Consider the following 18,494-nt stretch of genomic DNA (forward strand, 5'->3'; position numbering starts at 1 on the left):
TAAATGCATCAGCGAGGACTGATGTACATGAGAGAGTCCCCGCTGATGATCGTTTATTATTCTACAGGTCTTTGAAATGGAACTGCTTCTTTCCGGTTGCGTAGTCATTAACTATCTGTCCATGTCCGTAAAGCTTGTATTTGTAGGTTACAAGTCCCTCAAGTCCTACAGGGCCTCTTGCATGGATCTTGCTTGTGCTGATTCCGACCTCTGCGCCAAATCCGTATCTGAATCCATCGGCAAATCTTGTGGAGCAGTTCTGGTATACTCCGGCCGAATCGACAAGCTGCATGAAGAGGGCGGCGGTCTCGTTATTCTCAGTCACGATACAGTCAGTGTGATGTGAACCAAAGTGGTTGATGTGTGAGATCGCCTCCTGCACATCGTTCACGATCTTGACTGAGAGCACCAGGTCAAGATACTCGGTATTGAAATCGTCGTCTCCCATGATCTCAATACCGTTCGGGCTGCTCATGTTGCGTTCAGCCTGATTGATGATCTCCGCTGCCTCGGCGGTTCCGCGGAGCTTTACACCGTGTTTCTTAAGTGCTTTTGCCATGACCGGAAGCATTTCTTTTGCCACATCTCTGTGGACGAGAAGTGTCTCCGTTGCATTGCAGGCGGCGGTGTACTGTGTCTTGGCGTCTATGATGATAGGGATTGCCTTTTCAATATCCGCATCCCTGTCTATGTATGTGTGGCAGATTCCGTCTGCGTGTCCCATGACAGGGATCTTGGTGTTGTTCATTATATACTGCACAAATGCATTTGAGCCTCTAGGTATGAGCAGGTCAACGGACTTGTTGCATGACAGAAGCTCATCGATCTCGTTGTGCTGGCTTGCCTGGAGCATGCAGCCCTCTGGTGCTCCGTTTGCAACGGCTGTGCTGTAGATCACATCGAAGAGAGCCTTGTTGGTGTTGGCAGTTTCCTTGCCCCCCTTGAGTACTGCGCAGTTGCCGCTCTTGATGCACAATGATGATATCTGGACCAGCGCATCCGGTCTTGCCTCGAATATGATTCCGATGACACCGATAGGGCAGGAGACTCTCTGAAGGACCAGCCCCTCGTCAAGCTCTCTCTTGAGCTGGATCTGTCCAACCGGGTCAGGGAGCTTTATGAGCTCATCGATTCCATTTGTCACGTCAGCGAGCTTGTGCTCGTCGAACTTCAGTCTCTTCTTGACTGATGCTGCGATCCCGTTCTCCTCGGCAGCAGCCATGTCCTTTGCATTTGCCGCAAATATCTCATCCTTATGTGCGATGAGTGCGTCCTTTACATGTACTAGTATATTGTTTCTTGTATCTTCTGAAAGTGCAGCCATTTTGTAGCTGTCAGCCTTCATGATGCTTGTAGCTTCCTGCATGTTCATAATATTGTTCTCCTTTATAATCCGGTATGTCATGTGCATTTATTCTGTCGTGGCACATGAGCATATAATCCATTAAATATTACCACAAGTTTGGGGAGATGACCACAGGGAAGAAGATAAAAAGAGGCCATCGCATAATATGAGCAACCCACATGGAAAATGAAATCTCCGTTGTGTATGATTGCCATATTATGTGATGACCTTTTTATATGGTTATTGAGTTGTTATATATTGCTCCAAATTAGCAGCTTATCACAACAAAGCTCTGTGTCGGAAGAGTGATAACTCCGTCAGCGATACCTGGCTGTGTGCCGTTTATTGCTATAGAATAGATAACCTTTGCGTCACCAGTCAGCTCAGCAAGCTTCCTTGACTGGGTGTCTGTATTCTTAGGGTTCACTGCAAGGAGTAGATTCCCTCTCTTATATACAAGTGGCTTTCTGCTGATGATCTCAAGGTTGCTCTTGTCCAGCAGATCGGCCTGTGAATGTCTGAGAGAAGTGAGGGTCTTCACTGTATTGAGCAGTGAGTTCTGATCTGCCTCGGAAGCCTCAACATTTGCGGCATTTTCTGCAGGATCAACCGGCAGATAGAGCTTGTCGGCAGGCGCTGATGAGAAGCCCATGTTGTCACCGCTTGTCCACTGCATAGGAGTTCTTGAGCCGGTTCTGGTGAATCCGCCCTCCTTGCTTGCCATGCTTCTGAAGCTCATGGCGATCTCATCGCCGTAGTAGATGAATGGATTGCCGGGCATTGTCAGTAAGAATGCGTAGGCAATCTTTAACTCATCCTCCGAGAGTCCGTAGCTGATACGTGTAGTGTCGTGATTTCCTGTGATGAGGGCTATAGCACCCTTGTCCTTTATCTGCTCGTATCTTCCCATGTATTCATCAATGAAGTGGTCGCAGGTTCCTTTGCTGTCAGCCTTGAAGAAGCTGTTGTTCTCCGTGCTGTCGTCAAGTGACTCTGGAAGAGATGCAAATGCATTCAGGTGAGCTTCGTAATCTCTTACCAGAGAGTTATATCCGTTGCCCATCCAGTCGAGATAGAAGTCCATGTCGAAGCCGGCCTTGATTGACTGTTCAGCCTTTCCCCACTCAGATACAAATGCTGACTCAGGGTACTCAGCGTGTATATCGCCGAGAATGTCCTGCCATACGGCAACTGTTCCGCTCTTGTTCGCATCATCATGCTTTACAAGTGAATCTGCCATATCTACACGGAAGCCGTCACAGCCCTTGTCGAGCCAGAAGCGGCATACGTCCTTCATAGCCTCTCTGGTTGCGATACATGCAGGATCGTACATGCTCTTGTGCCATCTCTCAGTTGGATTAAGCACCCCATAGTTGAGAGCCGGCTGGCACTTGAAGAAGTTGACGATGTAGGCACCGTTTCTTGGTGATTCTCCTGCGATGTAGTTGAGACCTGCACCGCCACAGAGCCATCCGTCAGTCCACATATATCTATCTGAGTATTCATTTTGCTCAGCTTTTTTGCTCTCGGTAAACCATGCATGCTCCTCAGATGTGTGGCCTGGAACCAGGTCGAGGAGAATGTGCATGTCCCTCTTGTGAGCCTCAGCGAAGAGGTTCTCTATGTCCTCCATTGTTCCGTATCTTTCGGCAACCTTCTTGTAATCCCTTACATCGTAGCCTGCATCGGAAAATGGTGAATCAAAGCAAGGATTCATCCAGATAGCGTTGCATCCAAGAGACTTGATATAGTCAAGCTTTGCAGTGATTCCGTTGAAATCACCGATACCGTCGCCGTTGGTATCGTAGAAACTCTGTGGGTATATTTCATAAAAAATTGCATCTTTAAGCCATGTAGCCATAATAAATGTCCTCCTTATAAAAATGCAGCATGCGCATATAAATGCACTTCGCGCGGCGCATGCGTTACTATTCGTTCCTCCATAATATGAGCAGCGCACTTGCAGCTATGCGCTGGTGGTTTAAGGTATAAGGTACTGCAAACCCACACAGAAATCTGCCTCAGAATACGGAGAACGATCTTAATAGTATTAAGAACATTCTACTCATTATAATAAAATATAATATGGAAAAATGTAATCCTTTATATGTAAATTAATAGATTTATTTTGCAGGAAAACATACTCGTTGAAAACGCGCAGCGAACATAAAAATATCTGTATTTTATCTGGCTCAAATACGGAAAAAAATTTGCTTTATACTGTAAAAGTTTAAACACACAAATGCTGTAATGTATGTTACAATCACAGGGTATGTGTCAGCAGAGATGGAAAATACATAATGTAATGGCTTGAAGTAGATGTTTGACACAGACAAAGGGCGTATCAGGTTTTGAAAATCTACACATAGTGCCAGCCTGATAATCCTGATAATATATAATAGAAGGAGGCAGGTGCCATTTTTACAGACATCTGCAAAAGAAGATTGTATGAGTAAAGAAAGTAACAACGGCGACAGAGAAAAGTTCGCCTCCAGACTGGGGTTCATCCTCGTATCGGCGGGATGTGCTATTGGTCTTGGAAATGTATGGAAGTTCCCGTATATATGCGGGCAGAATGGCGGAGCGATATTTATCGTGATATATCTGCTGTGTCTGCTGCTTCTGGGATATCCTATCCTTACCTGTGAGTTTGCGATAGGCAGAGGGAGTGGCAAGAGCGTTGGTTCAGCGCTTAAGGAGCTTGCGCCGAAGGGCGGCAACTGGCATAAATTCAGCTGGTATGCCTATGCCGGCAACTATCTGCTGATGATGTTCTATACTATGGTAGCGGGCTGGATGGTATACTATGTGTACGTCATGGGATCAGGACAGCTTCATGGTGGGTCAGTAGAAGCAATAGAAGGCAAATTTACAGGGATGCTTGCATCACCGGGACTTATGGTCGCAATCACACTTGCGGTCATCGTGTGCTGCATAGGTATATGTTCACTGGGACTTCAGAACGGAGTGGAGAGAGTGACAAAGATCATGATGCTTGCACTTATAGTTCTGATGATAGTCATGGCAGTGAATTCGCTTATGCTCTCGGGCAACGAAGAAGGACTTAAGTTCTATCTTGTTCCAAGTATCGAGCGTGCAAATGCCAGAGGCTGGGGCAATGTATTATTTGACGCCATGACCCAGGCGTTCTTTACACTCAGTGTAGGTATGGGATCCATGGAGATATTTGGAAGTTATATAGGCAAGGAGAGAAAATTGTCTGGCGAGGCGAAGAGTGTTATGTACCTTGATACATTTGTGGCACTCATGGCCGGAGTCATCATATTGCCAGCATGCTTTGCGTACGGGATCAGCCCGGACAAGGGACCATCACTTCTGTTTATGACCCTGCCGAATGTGTTCAACCACATGCCGGGAGGCAGAGTGTGGGGAATTCTGTTCTTCATATTCATGTCATTTGCGGCGCTTTCCACGGTTATCGCGGTGTTTGAGAATATCATATCGATAAGTATAGATATGTTTGGATGGAAGAGAAAGAAGTCACTTATTATAAATCTGATCGGTATATCAGTGCTCTCCCTGCCGGCTGTGCTTGGATTCAATATGCTCTCAGGAATCACTCCGATGGGAGCGGGTACAAATATCATGGATCTGGAAGATTTTCTCGTATCGGGAAATATCCTCCCACTCGGATCATTACTTTTTGTCCTGTTCTGTACAAGAAAGAATGGATGGGGATTTGAAAACTTTGTCGCTGAGGCAGACAACGGTATCGGTAAGCCGTTTCCGCAGTACCTCAGAAAATACATGTCATACGTGCTGCCGCTTATAATTGTGGTAATCTATTTCAAGGGATACTATGATACATTTGCCCCGAAGGGACCAAAACTGCTGTGTATCTGGATGGGAGTTGCAGCATTGTTTGTTCTTTTCATAGGCTATCTGGCGTTTGGACATGGACGGAGCAGAAGAGAGCAGACAAAAGAGTAATTGCGTTTTGGAAATGTCTCAAAAAAATTTATGAATTTAACGCAGACTCATTGTTTTATGAGACAAAATGTGATAATATATAAGTACCAACAGTAAGTCCTTCGATAGTGCGTTTATCTATGTAAGTGTTCTGTGTGAGCATCGCTCGGAGGCAATTGGTATTTTAAATATTTCAAAAAAGGGATTGAAACCGCGATATGGGTCGCAAGGTTCAATCCCTTTTTGATTATGTGAACAACGATCCAAAGTCCGTGTATGCACGGACTTTTAGCCCTAATTTCAATAATTATGGTTTAGTATGTCGAAACATATATTGAGATATGATATACTGTTGTAGTTGCCACCCCTAGATGGGCACAGAAAGGGGGATAGAGCATGATAGATATCATATCTTCTTTGGTTATTTCTATTGTGGCAGGTATAGTGGCTTACTATATTTGCAAGTGGCTGGATAGAGATAAGTAGTGTGGTGATCAGCCCAGGGAATACGTCGCCTTGCCCAAAAGACGGAGAAAACCCCAGAGGGTGCAACCTCTGGGGTTTTCGTCAGCTTAGTGTATAGAGCTGATAGAAATATCTTCTTTAATTTCTGTGGTAATTATATCATATGCAAAATGAAAAAACAATATACATAATGAGAAAACAATTTATACTGGAAAAAATCAATATATTGTAAGAACAGAAAATTTGACAATTAATTTATGTCAATTCATAGACTCCTTTAAGTATCCCCAGTTCCCTCATAAGCTCCAGCTCATCAGTATAGTGTCCGGTCTGCAAGTGAGAATAGAACAGATTAGAAAATACATCCGCTATCTGCACAAATTTGTTGCAGGCCGAGTCAAAGTAGCTCACTGAGAAATTACCTGCGACCTGACCTGACAGTGAAAGCTCAGTGTTCAGGTAATTTTCAAGGAATGATTTGTTCTCCACCCGCTCATTCCTCTCGTCAAGCTGCAGAAAGCAGTCCTCGTCAGGAAGATATCCATTCTGTATGAAGTAGAGCAGGGCAGATTTGATGGAGAAGTTGAATGTCCTGGAGATGTTGTCGAAGAAGCGGTTCGGCAGATTTTCATTCTTCATCATGATATAGTACACGTCAAAGTGATGCTTCCTGGAGAAGTAATCCACAAATATGTGCTTCATGTCTCTGTCAAACTGTGCACCTTTTAGTTCACGGAATTTGCCGTCCCGGAACATTCTCCCGCCGTGCTTGGTGATCTTGCCGGTCATGTCATCGACCTTATCACTGTCCAGATCAAGAAGCATCTCATAGTTGGAAGAAATAAATCTCTTGTAAGCACGCTCAAGGGCGACGGGATCGAGGACATGGATCATAGACACCACGAAATACTGATCGTTTGTGGCATATTTATTGATAGAACCTGATTCGTCTATGTAAATGTTCACGATTCCCGCCTCCTTATATAATCTGAATCGCCGCTGATGTAAGTAGTCAGGCTGGCGGTTCCTTTTCAAAAAAATTAGTCCACTGACACAAGCTCTATCTTGAAGTTGAGCTCTTTGCCGGCCATCTCATGGTTTGCATCAAATGTGATGGATTCGTCATCTTTTTCAATGACCTTTACAAGGAACTGCTGTCCCATTGAATTGGCAAGGTATACCTGATTGCCGACCTCAAGATTCTCAGCGCCAGGCATATCTGCAAGAGGAGCCTTGATGATGGCCTCCGGGTCAGGCATTCCGTATGCGTCCTCAGGACGAAGATGTACATCGATGATATCGCCAACGTTCATGCCCTCAACTGCCTGATCAAATCCCGGAATCATCTGTCCTGCACCGCAAACGAACTCGATAGGCTCGCCTCTGTCATATGAAGAATCGAACTTTGTTCCGTCGTTGAATGTTCCTGTGTAGTGAACCTTACAGGTTCTTCCTGTGTTACTCATAAAAATTTGTCCTCCAATTGGGTAATATGTCATTAATTGTAACATGAAATAGAGGGAATGGATATAGGAAAAATTATGGCGTTCCAACCTCGATAAGATTGCCGTCAGGATCATAGAATCTGATGACTTTTTGTCCCCATGAATGAGTCATGAGACGATTGACATATTCAATGTCGTATGGCGACTCATCAAGTTTTTGTGCAAACTCCTCGATATTATTTTCTTCAAAATATAACTCCGAAGCATTGTTATGTGGAATTACAAGACTTTCAATGAATTCAGCCCAAATAGTTGCATCCTGAAGGACCAGCCCTCCCGTCAGGATCACATTTCCCTCGTTGTCCAAGATAACCTCAAGCCCGAAGATATCTTTGTAAAATTTTTTTGATCGTTCAATGTCATTTACGACGATTAGTACATTTTTTAATTGCATAGCGGTTTTCTCCCAAGTGTATAATATAAGTTGGTTTCTGGTATTTAGTTTACCAAATGATTTGCGAACAGTCTACATAATATATGGTAAAATTAGAAAAAGCTATTTATTGATTGCAGCGGCAGCGTATTGTGCAGTCGGCGAGGATAGAGTAAACTGAAACCAGTTTAGAATGAATGGAGATAAATTATGTTGAAATTAGGATGTCATGTGGGTATGTCGGGCAAGGAGATGATGCTAGGCTCAGTGAAGGATGCTGTGGCATTTGGCGCAAATACATTTATGCTCTACACAGGCGCACCACAGAATACGAGACGCAAAGATATATCGGAGCTTAGGATACAGGAGGCACATGAACTCATGGTTCAGAACGGCATAGAGGAGTTCGTGGTCCATGCGCCGTATATAATCAACCTTGCAAATACTGTGAATCCTGCAATCTATGAGATCGCAGTGGAATTCCTCGCAAAGGAGATTGACAGGGCGACAGCGATGGGATCACAGACCATAGTCCTTCATTCGGGCTCACATGTAGGAGAGGGCGTGGACAAGGGAATTGCAAGCATAGTAAAGGGCCTGAATGAAGTCCTGACCGCGGACACCGCATGCCACATAGCTCTGGAGACCATGGCGGGAAAGGGCAGTGAGATTGGAAGAAACTTTGAGGAGCTTGCGCGAATCTATGATGGAGTGAGTCATAATGACAAGCTTCGTGTGTGCTTTGACACTTGTCACACCAGCGATGCGGGCTACGACATCATACATGATTTCGACGGAGTCGTGGAGAAGTTCGACAGACTCATCGGCAAAGATCAGATAGTCGTGTTCCATATGAACGACAGCAAGAACGAACCGGGAGCGGCTAAAGACAGACACGAGAACTTTGGGTTTGGCAAGATCGGCTTTGAGCCACTCATGTACATCATGAACCATCCGGACTTCATGGAAGTCCCAAAGATCCTGGAATCCCCATACATCAAAGACCCGGAAAACGGCAAGAAAAGCTACGAGCCGTTCAAACGGGAGATAGCAATGATCCGAAATGGAAAATTCGATCCGAAGATGAGGGAGAAAGTGGTGGAAGATAACAGATAAAAAGGAGTTCTACTTAGTAGAACTCCCTGAATGTTTTCTTTCGGCATCTCTGCCTATCCGGGTTTTGGTAAACAAACAACCCTTATGAAGCTCAGCCATGCACTGTTTCCCGGAACATCACACGCATCATCACTCTACAGCCTGCTACGACTATTAAGTTTACGTCAGTCTGATAGGCAACTCCTGTCACCTGCATAACAGCGCTTTCGCCCCGTTTCTATTATTCATTATAAACTGAACTGCAAGAAAAACAATAAACCGGCAGTTTACCTTTGAAAATATTTCTTTAATAATTATATATTTCGTAGCAGCTACACTAATGTTTAGCCAAAACATAGGTAATCATCTCTTAAGCTGCATCAAAAAATATAATAGAAGAGATGTGTATCTAATATTTTGTTGGAACACAGGTAATTGGTCTGCTCCGTCTACAAACTATATTAAAGGCTGGTCACTATATCTGTAATCCCATCGGTAGTGAAGACTGCCGAGCTTCAGGATTTTCCTGCCGAGCTGGAGACCGCAGCGCCCTTATCGCGGTCGTAAGCGAGTGCAAATGGGAAATTCTGAAGCGACAGCAGTCGAACGTGATGGGATTACAGATATAGTGACCAGCCTTTTCAATACCTGTAAACGGAGCAGATCAATTACCGTTCGTTTATCATTCCTCCGGATGCTCTGTCAGCCAGTGCTCAATAACCTGCGCATCAGAGTGACACTGCACAAAGGTTCCGTTGATTCTCTGGGTACTCTCAATACCCTTTCCAGTCGTGATGACAAGCTCGCCAGGCTGAGCCTCGTCGAGGGCTCTTGTGAGAGCCTGCTCCCTGTCAACGATTATATAGCAAGGCTTTGTGATGTACTGCTTAATCTCCTTGCAGATCTCCTCACAGGACTCAAAGCCCGGATCCTCCATGGTGAGAACAACCTTGTCGGCATACTGCTCAGCAAGTCTTCCCATATCCTCACGGCGCTTCTTGTAACGCTCACCGCCACAGCCGAATACAACGGTTATAGACTTTGGCTTCATGGTCTTTTTAACCATCTCATACAGTCTGTACATGCTTATATAGTTGTGTGCGTAGTCGATCATAAATGTGCGATCCTTCCAGTGATATACCTGTAGTCTTCCCGGAACATATACATCTCTGATGCTGCTTCTGATCTGATCATTTGGAATGCCGATGAGAAGAGAGGAGATGATGGCGGCAACAATATTTTCAACATTGTAATCACCGATCAGGTTGGTGTTGTATGCTCTGTTCTCTCCTCCGTATATAAGCTCAAAGTAGCTGTTATGGTCTGTGAGATCTTCATTGTGGATGCTGGCGAAGTCAGTATCCTTTTCAAAGAAATCGTCATCCCTTGACATGAGCTTTTCAATTGATTCCTTGCTTCCGTATACAACAACGTGCTTGTCTCTTACTTCATTATATATAGTCTCAAAATATCTTGTGTCACTGTACAGCACAACGTTGTCGCACTGCTTCAGGAAGGATACCTTGCATCCGAGATAGTCCTCCATGGAGGCGTGCTCTGTCGGGCTGATGTGATCGTAGTCGATATTGGTAAATACTCCGACTTTGTAGTGCTCTCCGTAGATACGGTTCATCTTCATGGCCTGGGAAGAAACTTCCATTATACAGTGTGTACAGCCTTCATCTACAGCCATGTCGAAGTATGTCTGGAGTTCAATAGGCTCAGGTGTGGTGAGAGTGGTCTCAAAAACCTTTGTTCCAACATCAATCTCATGGGTTGAGAATGCTGAGCATCTGTTGTCGGTGTATTTGTCCAGTATATCCTTCATGACAAATGTAACTGTGGTCTTTCCCTTTGTTCCGGTGATTCCGACCTTGGTCATGTTATCGCCTGGATTGCCGAAGAACCATCTGGCAGCAAGAGCCATGGCCTTTCTTATATCATTTACAATAATATAAGGAATGTCCACGTCGTCGTACTTTTGCTGTGACAAATATACGATGGCGCCCTGTGCGATGGCTGATTTCAGGTAATCCTCCTTAAATGAGGCACCCTTGCACACGAAGAATGTACCTGGGACCACATCCTTGGAATTGATGGTTATATGGGAAGGAGTGATGTCTTTGCAATCCTCCGAATATTCAGTTATAAGATCCTGCCTGCTTAAAATATCCAATAAAGCTGTAAATTGTAAATTCTCTTTCATACTTTTCCCCTTGGAATGTGTCTTTTATTGTATTTGTACGGACTTATGATCCGTACGACTAAATGTATCACTTATTATGCTTTCTATAAATAATTATGTCAAATAAAAAATACTCAGATCATTCGTTCTGTTCTCTTCATATTTATCTCCATTTGCATACAAATATATCCAAGCTGGTACAACCATGCCTATTATAGCATAACCTCAGATATTATAGCACTTAAATTGTCGAAATGCGAAGCATTTTGGCCCGGTATTGATAACTTCTATCATATGCAAAAACTTGTGTTGACAAAGTACGCCTGTTCAATTAAATTGTAGTCGCAATTTAAAAAAAATGAACTAATGAAGAGGTTATACGAATATAGTATAGACAGAATACATATTATAAAGAGGTGATGAAATGTCAGAGTTCATAACATTATTTATACCATTTGCCGGAACAACACTGGGAGCGGCCATGGTTTTCTTTATGAAAGATAAGATATCCCCGCTTGTGGAGAAGGCTCTGCTCGGGTTTGCGGCGGGGGTCATGATCGCGGCGTCCATATGGTCACTGCTCATTCCGTCCATAGACATGGCGGAGGCACAGGGAAAGATAGCGTGGCTGCCGGCACTTATCGGATTTACTCTTGGAATCATATTCCTGCTTGTTCTTGACACGGTGATACCTCACCTTCATCTGGAAAGTGACAAACCGGAGGGCGTCAGGTCAAAGCTTCAGAAGACGACCATGATGATATTTGCAGTCACGCTCCACAATATCCCCGAGGGCATGGCAGTGGGCGTTGTGTACGCCGGCGCAGCCATGGGCAATATGGGCGTGTCCGTCACAGGTGCATTTGCACTTTCCATAGGAATCGCTATACAGAACTTCCCGGAAGGTGCAATTGTGTCCATGCCGCTTGTTGGCGAGGGCATGAGCAAGAAGAAGGCATTTCTGTATGGAACGCTGTCCGGAGCTGTGGAGCCGGTCGGAGGTTTCCTCACGGCACTGCTGGCTGTCCAGGTCACACCACTTCTTCCGTATTTCCTTGCATTTGCGGCGGGAGCCATGCTCTATGTGGTCATAGAGGAGCTGATACCTGAGTCTCAGGCGGGCGAGCATACCAATATAGGAACCATCGGTGCGGCGGTGGGCTTCGCTCTTATGATGGTGCTGGATGTGGCACTCGGATAATGACGAAAAATGCTAAATGATAAAATATGAGCAACTACTTATGTTGATTTTAAATATAAGTTAGCTTAAACTAACATCGTAGATCATGTGAGCTCCTGTACCCTCTGTAAACTGCTGAATCGGAGGGACAGCAGGGGTTATACTCGCGCGACGAAAGGAGAAATATAAAAATGATGAATTATCTTGAGATTGAAAAGGTAATAGGAAGAGAGATCCTTGATTCAAGAGGAAATCCAACAGTTGAGGCGGAGGTGTATCTGGCAGATGGAACAGTAGGTCGTGGTGCGGCGCCAAGTGGAGCTTCCACAGGTGAGTTCGAGGCACTTGAGCTTCGTGACGGAGACAAGTCAAGATACCTCGGCAAGGGCGTCCAGAAGGCAGTAGAGAATATAAATACTACTATAAATGACGTACTTACAGGAATGGATGCGTCTGATATATATGCAGTTGATGCAGCAATGATCAAGGCTGATGGAACAAAGGACAAGTCAAACCTTGGAGCAAATGCTGTCCTTGCAGTTTCAATCGCAGCAGCAAGAGCAGCATCAATCTCTCTTGACATTCCTCTTTATAGATTCCTCGGTGGAATCTCAGGAAACAAGCTTCCAGTTCCAATGATGAACATCGTAAACGGTGGATGTCATGCTCTGTCATCAGGACTTGACGTTCAGGAGTTCATGATCATGCCAGTTGGCGCTCCATCATTCAAGGAGTGTCTGAGATGGTGTGCAGAGGTATTCCACGCACTTGCAGGAATCCTCAAGGAGAGAGGCCTTGCTACATCAGTAGGTGATGAGGGTGGATTTGCCCCGGCACTTAAGTCTGACGAGGAGGCTATCGAGACAATTCTCGAGGCTGTAAAGAAGGCTGGGTATGAGCCGGGTAAGGACTTCAAGATCGCTATGGATGCTGCTTCATCAGAGTGGAAGAGCGAGAAGGGCAAGGGCTGGTACAAGCTTCCAAAGGCTGGAACAGAGTATACAGCAGAGCAGCTCATCGAGCACTGGGCAAAGCTTGTTGAGAAGTATCCTATCATCTCAATCGAGGATGGTCTCGATGAGGAGGATTGGGAAGGATGGCAGAAGCTCACAGCAAGACTTGGCGACAAGGTCCAGCTTGTCGGTGATGATCTGTTTGTTACAAATACAGAGAGACTTGCAAAGGGTATCGAGATGGGATGCGCAAACTGTATCCTTATCAAGCTCAACCAGATCGGCTCAGTATCAGAGACACTTGAGGCTATCAAGATGGCTCATAAGGCTGGATACACAGCAATATCATCACACAGATCAGGTGAGACAGCGGATACAACTATCGCAGATCTCGCAGTAGCACTCAACACATGCCAGATCAAGACAGGTGCTCCTTCAAGATCAGAGAGAGTTGCAAAGTACAACCAGCTCCTCAGAATCGAAGAGCAGCTTGGCGACTCAGCTGTATATCCTGGAATCAAAGCTTTCAACGTAAAGCAGTAGGATAATAGCATTAGCCATACGAATGCATCTTCACTGGTGGAATCATCGGTGGAGGTGCTTTTTTTATACTTTAATTAAATAAAAAAATGACTAAAAATTGCCAGATAATATGTGTGTATTTTAACATTAAAAATATGGAATCACTTGACAGATAGTGTTAAACTATACATAGGCTTATCGGGAGGTAGGAATCATGGCTTCAAAAAGAGATTATTATGAAGTTCTCGGCGTATCAAAGACAGCCACAGACGCTGAGATAAAAAGAGCATATAGAACCCTGGCGAAGAAATACCACCCGGACACGAATCCTGGCGATGCGACGGCTGCAGAGAAGTTTAAGGAGGCCTCTGAGGCCTACGCGGTACTGTCTGATGCCGAGAAGAGGAAGATGTATGATCAGTTTGGAATGGCTGCATTCGATGGCTCCGGTGGAGCTGCCGGTGGTGATCCATTCGGAGGCGGAGGCTTCCACTTTGAGGGTGGAGACTTCGGTGATATGTTTGGCGATATATTTGGCTCGTTCTTTGGCGGCGGTGGCCGCTCACAGAGAGGTGGATTTGGCGGATTCGGTCAGGGAAGCTTCAATGCGCGGGGCAGAGATATGGAGGCAAGTGTCACGGTAGATTTTGATGATGCAGTATATGGCTGCGACAAGACGCTGTCGTTCAATGATGGACGTGGAGGAAGTTCCCAGTTCACTGTACACATTCCGGCGGGTATAGACAACGGAGGTGTGATAAGACTGGCTGGCAAGGGATATCCCGGAACCGGCAAGGGTCAGCCTGGAGATATGCTGCTGAAGGTCAATGTAAGAGACAAGGCAGGTTATGAGAGAAAAGGACTGGATATATACACCACGGCTCTTGTGCCATTTGACACGGCAGTTCTTGGTGGAGAGATATTGGTCCACACCATGTTCGGTGATGTGAAGTGCAAGATAGCACCGGGTACTCAGTCGGGAAGCAAGATAAGGCTTCGTGGCAAGGGTGTCCAGGCGAGGGGCGGCAATACCCATGGAGATCATTATGTTACCGTGAGAATTGCAGTTCCAAGGAACATTTCACCAGAGGCGAAGGATGCGCTTAAGAAGTTCACAGAGCTTGTGAACAAGGGCTGATAATATTATGTTCACATAGAAACCAGGGCGGAAAGCTCACTTTATGAGCGGTCTGCCCTGGTTTTCTCAGCTAAAGCGGGAGCTTCTTGACTTTGCAGACAAAAATACATATAAGGATTACTTCAAACCATTGATTTCGGGAGGAAAAATGTTATTAGATAAAGATATACGAGAACCCCTGTTTGATTTCCTTGAGGAGCGATATGGCAAGGTGCGTATCCTTGAGGAGAAGACCGTCGGAAACTCCCGTGCGGATGTGGTAATGGTCATTCCAGACAAGATAGTGGGAATCGAGATAAAAAGTGATGCGGATACATACACGCGGCTGGAGAGTCAGGTAGCAGACTATGATCTATATTTTGACCAGAATATCGTGGTGGTGGGAAGTACACATGCAGGTCATGTGGCAGAGCATGTACCAGACTACTGGGGGATCATATCTGTTGAAGAATATGATACAGGCATCAAGTCAGATACAGGTGGCAAGCCAGATGCAGAAGGCCTGAAGGAAGGAGTGTCAGACAAGCTGACTCACAAGATCGATTTCTATGTGGTCAGGGAGATGCAGCCTAATCCACGGGCTGATCTGCTTCGTACCATACGTATATTGTGGAGACCGGAGCTTGCACATATTCAGGAGACCTACAGCCTTCCGATGTATAAGGGAAAGAGCAAGGATTTCGTCAGGACACTTATAGTTGACAGACTTCCGGCGGAGATCGTGCATCATGAGATAAGTGAGATCCTGTTCGAGAGGGATTATGCCGCCATGATCGAGCAGATACAGGAATTCAGAAAGGCACAGGCGGCAAAGCGCGGCAAGACGATCAGGAGAAAGAAAAAGAGATACAGAAGAAAAAAGAGAGATGCATAGAGGTGACAGCATGATAAAGAAGTATACATACGGAAAGCCATTTCAGACAGAATCAGTAGTGGTAGATATCGCAGCAGAAAAAGGACAGCCAGATCACGGCAATATAGACTTAACAGCCGGATTTTCGTACACATTTGGTCTTGAGGACAGTGATATAGTGTATGGCCTTGGCGAGGCGAACAGAGGAATCAACAAGAGAGGCTACAAGTACATAAGCAACAATGCAGACAATCCGCATCATCACGAGGATGTATACTCACTGTATGCATCACACAACTTTATTATAGTTTCAGGAGCGCAGACATTTGGCCTGTATTTTGACTATCCATCCACGATCACATTTGACGTGGGATATACGAAGTGCGATGAGCTGCACATTTTCTGTGACAGCGCAGATCTGGATATCTATGTGATAACAGGTGACAGCCCATATGATATCACGAAGCAGTTCAGGAAGATGATCGGAAGGAGTTATATCCCGCCAAAGTTTGCATTTGGATTTGGACAGAGCCGCTGGGGATACAAGACACCGGAGGACTTTGAGACGGTGGCGAGGAAATACAGAGAGAACCACATCCCGATCGATATGGTCTACATGGATATAGATTACATGGACAGCTATAAGGATTTCACCATAAATGACGACTTTGGCGATTTTTCGGAGTATGTGGAGAATCTGAAAAAGGATAATATACGCCTGATCCCGATCATTGATGCCGGTGTAAAGATCGAGGAAGGTTACGATGTGTATGAGGAGGGCGTGGCAAATAACTACTTCTGCAAGAGAGCAGATGGAAGTGATTTCGTTGCGGCAGTATGGCCGGGATATACGCATTTCCCTGATGTGCTGAACCCTGAGGCGAGACGCTGGTTCGGTGCAAAATACAAGATCCTCACGGATGCAGGCATAGAGGGCTTCTGGAATGACATGAATGAGCCGGCGATCTTCTTCACCCCGGAGGGCGTGAGCGAGCTGAAGAAAGCTATGAAGAAGTTCATTGAGAAGGACGAGACTGTGGACGATGTCTGGGGCATCTCGGGTATGGCGGCAGGTGTTGGCAACAATCCGAAGGATTACGCATCTATGTATCACAATGTGGATGGGGAGATGGTGCGTCACGACAAGGTTCACAACCTCTTTGGATATAACATGACAAGGGCGGCAGGCGAGGCGCTTCGCGAGATCTCACCGGATGAGAGGCGACTTTTGTTCTCCAGATCGTCTTATATAGGTATGCATCGTTATGGCGGCGTCTGGATGGGCGATAACAAATCGTGGTGGTCACACATCCTGCTCAACATCAAGATGCTTCCGTCCATGAATATGTGCGGTTTCCTGTATACGGGCGCGGATCTCGGTGGATTTGGATGCGACACATCCAGAGACCTTCTTCTCAGATGGCTCGCACTCGGCGTGTTCACTCCGCTCATGCGCGACCATTCTTGTGAGGGTACAAGAGATCAGGAGTGCTATCAGTTTGAGCATATAGAGGATTTCAGGAATGTGATCGGTGTCCGTTACCGATTGCTTCCATATATATACAGTGAGTATATGAAGGCGGCCTTGACGGACGACATGATGTTCAAGCCGCTGGCATTTGAATATCCAGATGATAGGATCGCGGCTCATGTTGAGGATCAGCTCATGCTTGGAAATGAGATCATGATCGCACCAGTTTACACGCAGAATGCCATCGGAAGATATGTGTATCTGCCAGAGAATATGTTGCTTGTAAGATTTACGGCAGACGGAGCAGTTGAGCAGACGGAGATGCCTGCGGGACATCACTTTGTTGAGGTACCTTTGAATGAAGTCATCCTTTTTGTAAGAAACGGCAAATGTATACCTGTCGTGGATGTGGCGGAGTGCGTTGCTGATATTGACAAGACTACAATGCAGCTGATCGGCTATAAGAACAGCAGTTATATGCTGTACGATGATGACGGTTATACAAGAGAGTATGATCTGGAGAAGAATTGTGCGCTCTTATTTAAATAAGATGCATGGCAAGGGATAAGCTGGTAGAGGCATGGTTAATATATAATATTACCTAATAGACATCAGAGAATATAACATTAGAGAATATACAAGGAAGAGAAGACATGAAGAACGTAAAATTAATAGCATCCGACATGGATCATACACTGCTTATGGAGAATGGAAAACTCCCGGATGGTTTCTTTGATTACATTGACAGGCTGGATGAGAAAGGGATTCGTTTTGTTGTAGCCAGCGGAAGACCGATGTACACCCTGAGGGACATGTTCGGAGACAAGATGGATAAGATGGTGGTCATCGGTGATAACGGTGCGGCTATTTCCAATTGCGGCAAGATCATATACAAGAGCCTGATGGATGTGGAAGAGTACCAGAGTATGATACGCTTTGTGGAAGACGAGACGGATGGTGTTGCTGTACTGTGTGCTCTATCCGGAGCATATGTCCTGAAAAAATACGAGAAGTATGCGAAGTTTTTCAAAGCATTTCTCAGTAGTCTTGTGTTTGTTGATGATATGAGAAGCCTTGACGTCGAGGCCAATAAGTTTACGATATTTGCTCCGGATAAGGATGCCGCTGTGAAGTACAAAGAGATCTATACGCCACGTTTTGGAGATAACTTCTCAGTCACTGTGGGCGGAAGAGAATGGATCGACATCATGAATAAAGGTATCAATAAGGGAATGGCCATGAGAAAGATCGGAGAACTTTTAGGTATTGATACCAGTGAGATGATGGCATTCGGCGACAACTTCAACGATGCGGAGATGCTGAAGACGGTATATTACAGCTATATCGTGGCAAATGCGCAGCCTGGCATGGAGAAGTTTGCAAGATTCCGCGCCCCATCCAATGAGGAACGGGGAGTGCTACAGGTTATGGAGCAGGTGCTGGCAGCCAACTTGTAGGCGGAGTATAGAAACAGACATA

Annotated in this window: 14 protein-coding genes; 8 read left to right on the forward strand and 6 right to left on the reverse strand. The window is 45.4% G+C overall.

Going from position 1 to position 18,494, the window contains the following annotated elements; all coding sequences use genetic code 11:
- Positions 1 to 61 precede the first annotated feature (61 nt).
- A complete protein-coding gene (locus DWW60_RS05240) occupies positions 62 to 1,372 on the reverse strand; it encodes a glutamate-5-semialdehyde dehydrogenase (RefSeq protein ID WP_117874552.1) in 1,311 nt (436 codons plus the stop codon).
- A gap of 241 nt (positions 1,373 to 1,613) precedes the next feature.
- Entirely contained in the window at positions 1,614 to 3,206 is a 1,593-nt protein-coding gene (locus DWW60_RS05245) for an alpha-amylase family glycosyl hydrolase (protein WP_117874553.1), read from the reverse strand.
- Positions 3,207 to 3,793: 587 nt separating this feature from the next.
- Here DWW60_RS05245 and DWW60_RS05250 point away from each other — a divergent pair.
- Positions 3,794 to 5,296, forward strand: a complete 1,503-nt coding sequence (locus DWW60_RS05250) for a sodium-dependent transporter (protein WP_117874554.1) — start codon at positions 3,794 to 3,796, stop codon at positions 5,294 to 5,296.
- Positions 5,297 to 5,995: 699 nt separating this feature from the next.
- On the opposite strand, the gene DWW60_RS05255 is transcribed toward DWW60_RS05250, so the two are convergent.
- The 3 genes from DWW60_RS05255 to DWW60_RS05265 all read right to left on the reverse strand — a co-directional run bounded on the left by DWW60_RS05255 (position 5,996) and on the right by DWW60_RS05265 (position 7,639).
- Positions 5,996 to 6,706, reverse strand: a complete 711-nt coding sequence (locus tag DWW60_RS05255) for a DUF3800 domain-containing protein (RefSeq protein WP_022217312.1) — start codon at positions 6,704 to 6,706, stop codon at positions 5,996 to 5,998.
- Between the two features lie 74 nt (positions 6,707 to 6,780).
- Complete coding sequence (locus DWW60_RS05260) at positions 6,781 to 7,206, reverse strand: FKBP-type peptidyl-prolyl cis-trans isomerase (RefSeq protein ID WP_004850005.1); 426 nt, start codon at positions 7,204 to 7,206, stop codon at positions 6,781 to 6,783.
- 73 nt (positions 7,207 to 7,279) lie between these two features.
- Complete coding sequence (locus DWW60_RS05265; protein WP_117874555.1) at positions 7,280 to 7,639, reverse strand: VOC family protein; 360 nt, start codon at positions 7,637 to 7,639, stop codon at positions 7,280 to 7,282.
- Positions 7,640 to 7,831: 192 nt separating this feature from the next.
- Here DWW60_RS05265 and DWW60_RS05270 point away from each other — a divergent pair, with 192 nt between their 5' ends.
- Positions 7,832 to 8,734, forward strand: a complete 903-nt coding sequence (locus DWW60_RS05270; RefSeq protein WP_117874630.1) for a deoxyribonuclease IV — start codon at positions 7,832 to 7,834, stop codon at positions 8,732 to 8,734.
- Positions 8,735 to 9,395: 661 nt separating this feature from the next.
- Here the strand turns inward: DWW60_RS05270 and DWW60_RS05275 are convergent.
- Positions 9,396 to 10,919, reverse strand: coding sequence for a Mur ligase family protein (locus DWW60_RS05275; protein ID WP_055146592.1), 1,524 nt, complete (start codon positions 10,917 to 10,919; stop codon positions 9,396 to 9,398).
- 403 nt (positions 10,920 to 11,322) lie between these two features.
- Here DWW60_RS05275 and DWW60_RS05280 point away from each other — a divergent pair, with 403 nt between their 5' ends.
- The 6 genes from DWW60_RS05280 to DWW60_RS05305 all read left to right on the forward strand — a co-directional run bounded on the left by DWW60_RS05280 (position 11,323) and on the right by DWW60_RS05305 (position 18,472).
- On the forward strand, positions 11,323 to 12,099 hold the full coding sequence (locus tag DWW60_RS05280; RefSeq protein WP_117874556.1) for a ZIP family metal transporter: 777 nt from the start codon (positions 11,323 to 11,325) through the stop codon (positions 12,097 to 12,099).
- Positions 12,100 to 12,272: 173 nt separating this feature from the next.
- Positions 12,273 to 13,574: a phosphopyruvate hydratase gene (gene eno / locus DWW60_RS05285; RefSeq protein WP_055146761.1), complete on the forward strand. Its 1,302-nt coding sequence runs from the start codon at positions 12,273 to 12,275 to the stop codon at positions 13,572 to 13,574.
- Between the two features lie 193 nt (positions 13,575 to 13,767).
- Positions 13,768 to 14,691, forward strand: coding sequence for a DnaJ C-terminal domain-containing protein (locus tag DWW60_RS05290; protein ID WP_015533746.1), 924 nt, complete (start codon positions 13,768 to 13,770; stop codon positions 14,689 to 14,691).
- A gap of 148 nt (positions 14,692 to 14,839) precedes the next feature.
- On the forward strand, positions 14,840 to 15,565 hold the full coding sequence (locus DWW60_RS05295) for a sce7726 family protein (protein WP_117874557.1): 726 nt from the start codon (positions 14,840 to 14,842) through the stop codon (positions 15,563 to 15,565).
- A 10-nt stretch (positions 15,566 to 15,575) separates the two neighbouring features.
- Positions 15,576 to 17,564, forward strand: a complete 1,989-nt coding sequence (locus tag DWW60_RS05300; protein ID WP_117874632.1) for a glycoside hydrolase family 31 protein — start codon at positions 15,576 to 15,578, stop codon at positions 17,562 to 17,564.
- A gap of 104 nt (positions 17,565 to 17,668) precedes the next feature.
- Positions 17,669 to 18,472: an HAD family hydrolase gene (locus tag DWW60_RS05305; RefSeq protein WP_117874558.1), complete on the forward strand. Its 804-nt coding sequence runs from the start codon at positions 17,669 to 17,671 to the stop codon at positions 18,470 to 18,472.
- Positions 18,473 to 18,494: the final 22 nt, after the last annotated feature.

It is taken from the genome of Coprococcus sp. AF16-22 (assembly GCF_003461545.1).
Lineage (GTDB): Bacteria > Bacillota > Clostridia > Lachnospirales > Lachnospiraceae > Coprococcus > Coprococcus aceti.

Bases quoted from the DNA above. Each gene is read 5' to 3' on its own strand.
- eno (WP_055146761.1), top strand. From the start codon at position 12,273: ATGAATTATCTTGAGATTGAAAAGGTAATAGGAAGAGAGATCCTTGAT.
- DWW60_RS05265 (WP_117874555.1), bottom strand. From the start codon at position 7,639: ATGCAATTAAAAAATGTACTAATCGTCGTAAATGACATTGAACGATCA.
- DWW60_RS05305 (WP_117874558.1), top strand. From the start codon at position 17,669: ATGAAGAACGTAAAATTAATAGCATCCGACATGGATCATACACTGCTT.
- DWW60_RS05295 (WP_117874557.1), top strand. From the start codon at position 14,840: ATGTTATTAGATAAAGATATACGAGAACCCCTGTTTGATTTCCTTGAG.
- DWW60_RS05250 (WP_117874554.1), top strand. From the start codon at position 3,794: ATGAGTAAAGAAAGTAACAACGGCGACAGAGAAAAGTTCGCCTCCAGA.
- DWW60_RS05260 (WP_004850005.1), bottom strand. From the start codon at position 7,206: ATGAGTAACACAGGAAGAACCTGTAAGGTTCACTACACAGGAACATTC.
- DWW60_RS05280 (WP_117874556.1), top strand. From the start codon at position 11,323: ATGTCAGAGTTCATAACATTATTTATACCATTTGCCGGAACAACACTG.
- DWW60_RS05300 (WP_117874632.1), top strand. From the start codon at position 15,576: ATGATAAAGAAGTATACATACGGAAAGCCATTTCAGACAGAATCAGTA.
- DWW60_RS05275 (WP_055146592.1), bottom strand. From the start codon at position 10,919: ATGAAAGAGAATTTACAATTTACAGCTTTATTGGATATTTTAAGCAGG.
- DWW60_RS05290 (WP_015533746.1), top strand. From the start codon at position 13,768: ATGGCTTCAAAAAGAGATTATTATGAAGTTCTCGGCGTATCAAAGACA.
- DWW60_RS05245 (WP_117874553.1), bottom strand. From the start codon at position 3,206: ATGGCTACATGGCTTAAAGATGCAATTTTTTATGAAATATACCCACAG.
- DWW60_RS05240 (WP_117874552.1), bottom strand. From the start codon at position 1,372: ATGAACATGCAGGAAGCTACAAGCATCATGAAGGCTGACAGCTACAAA.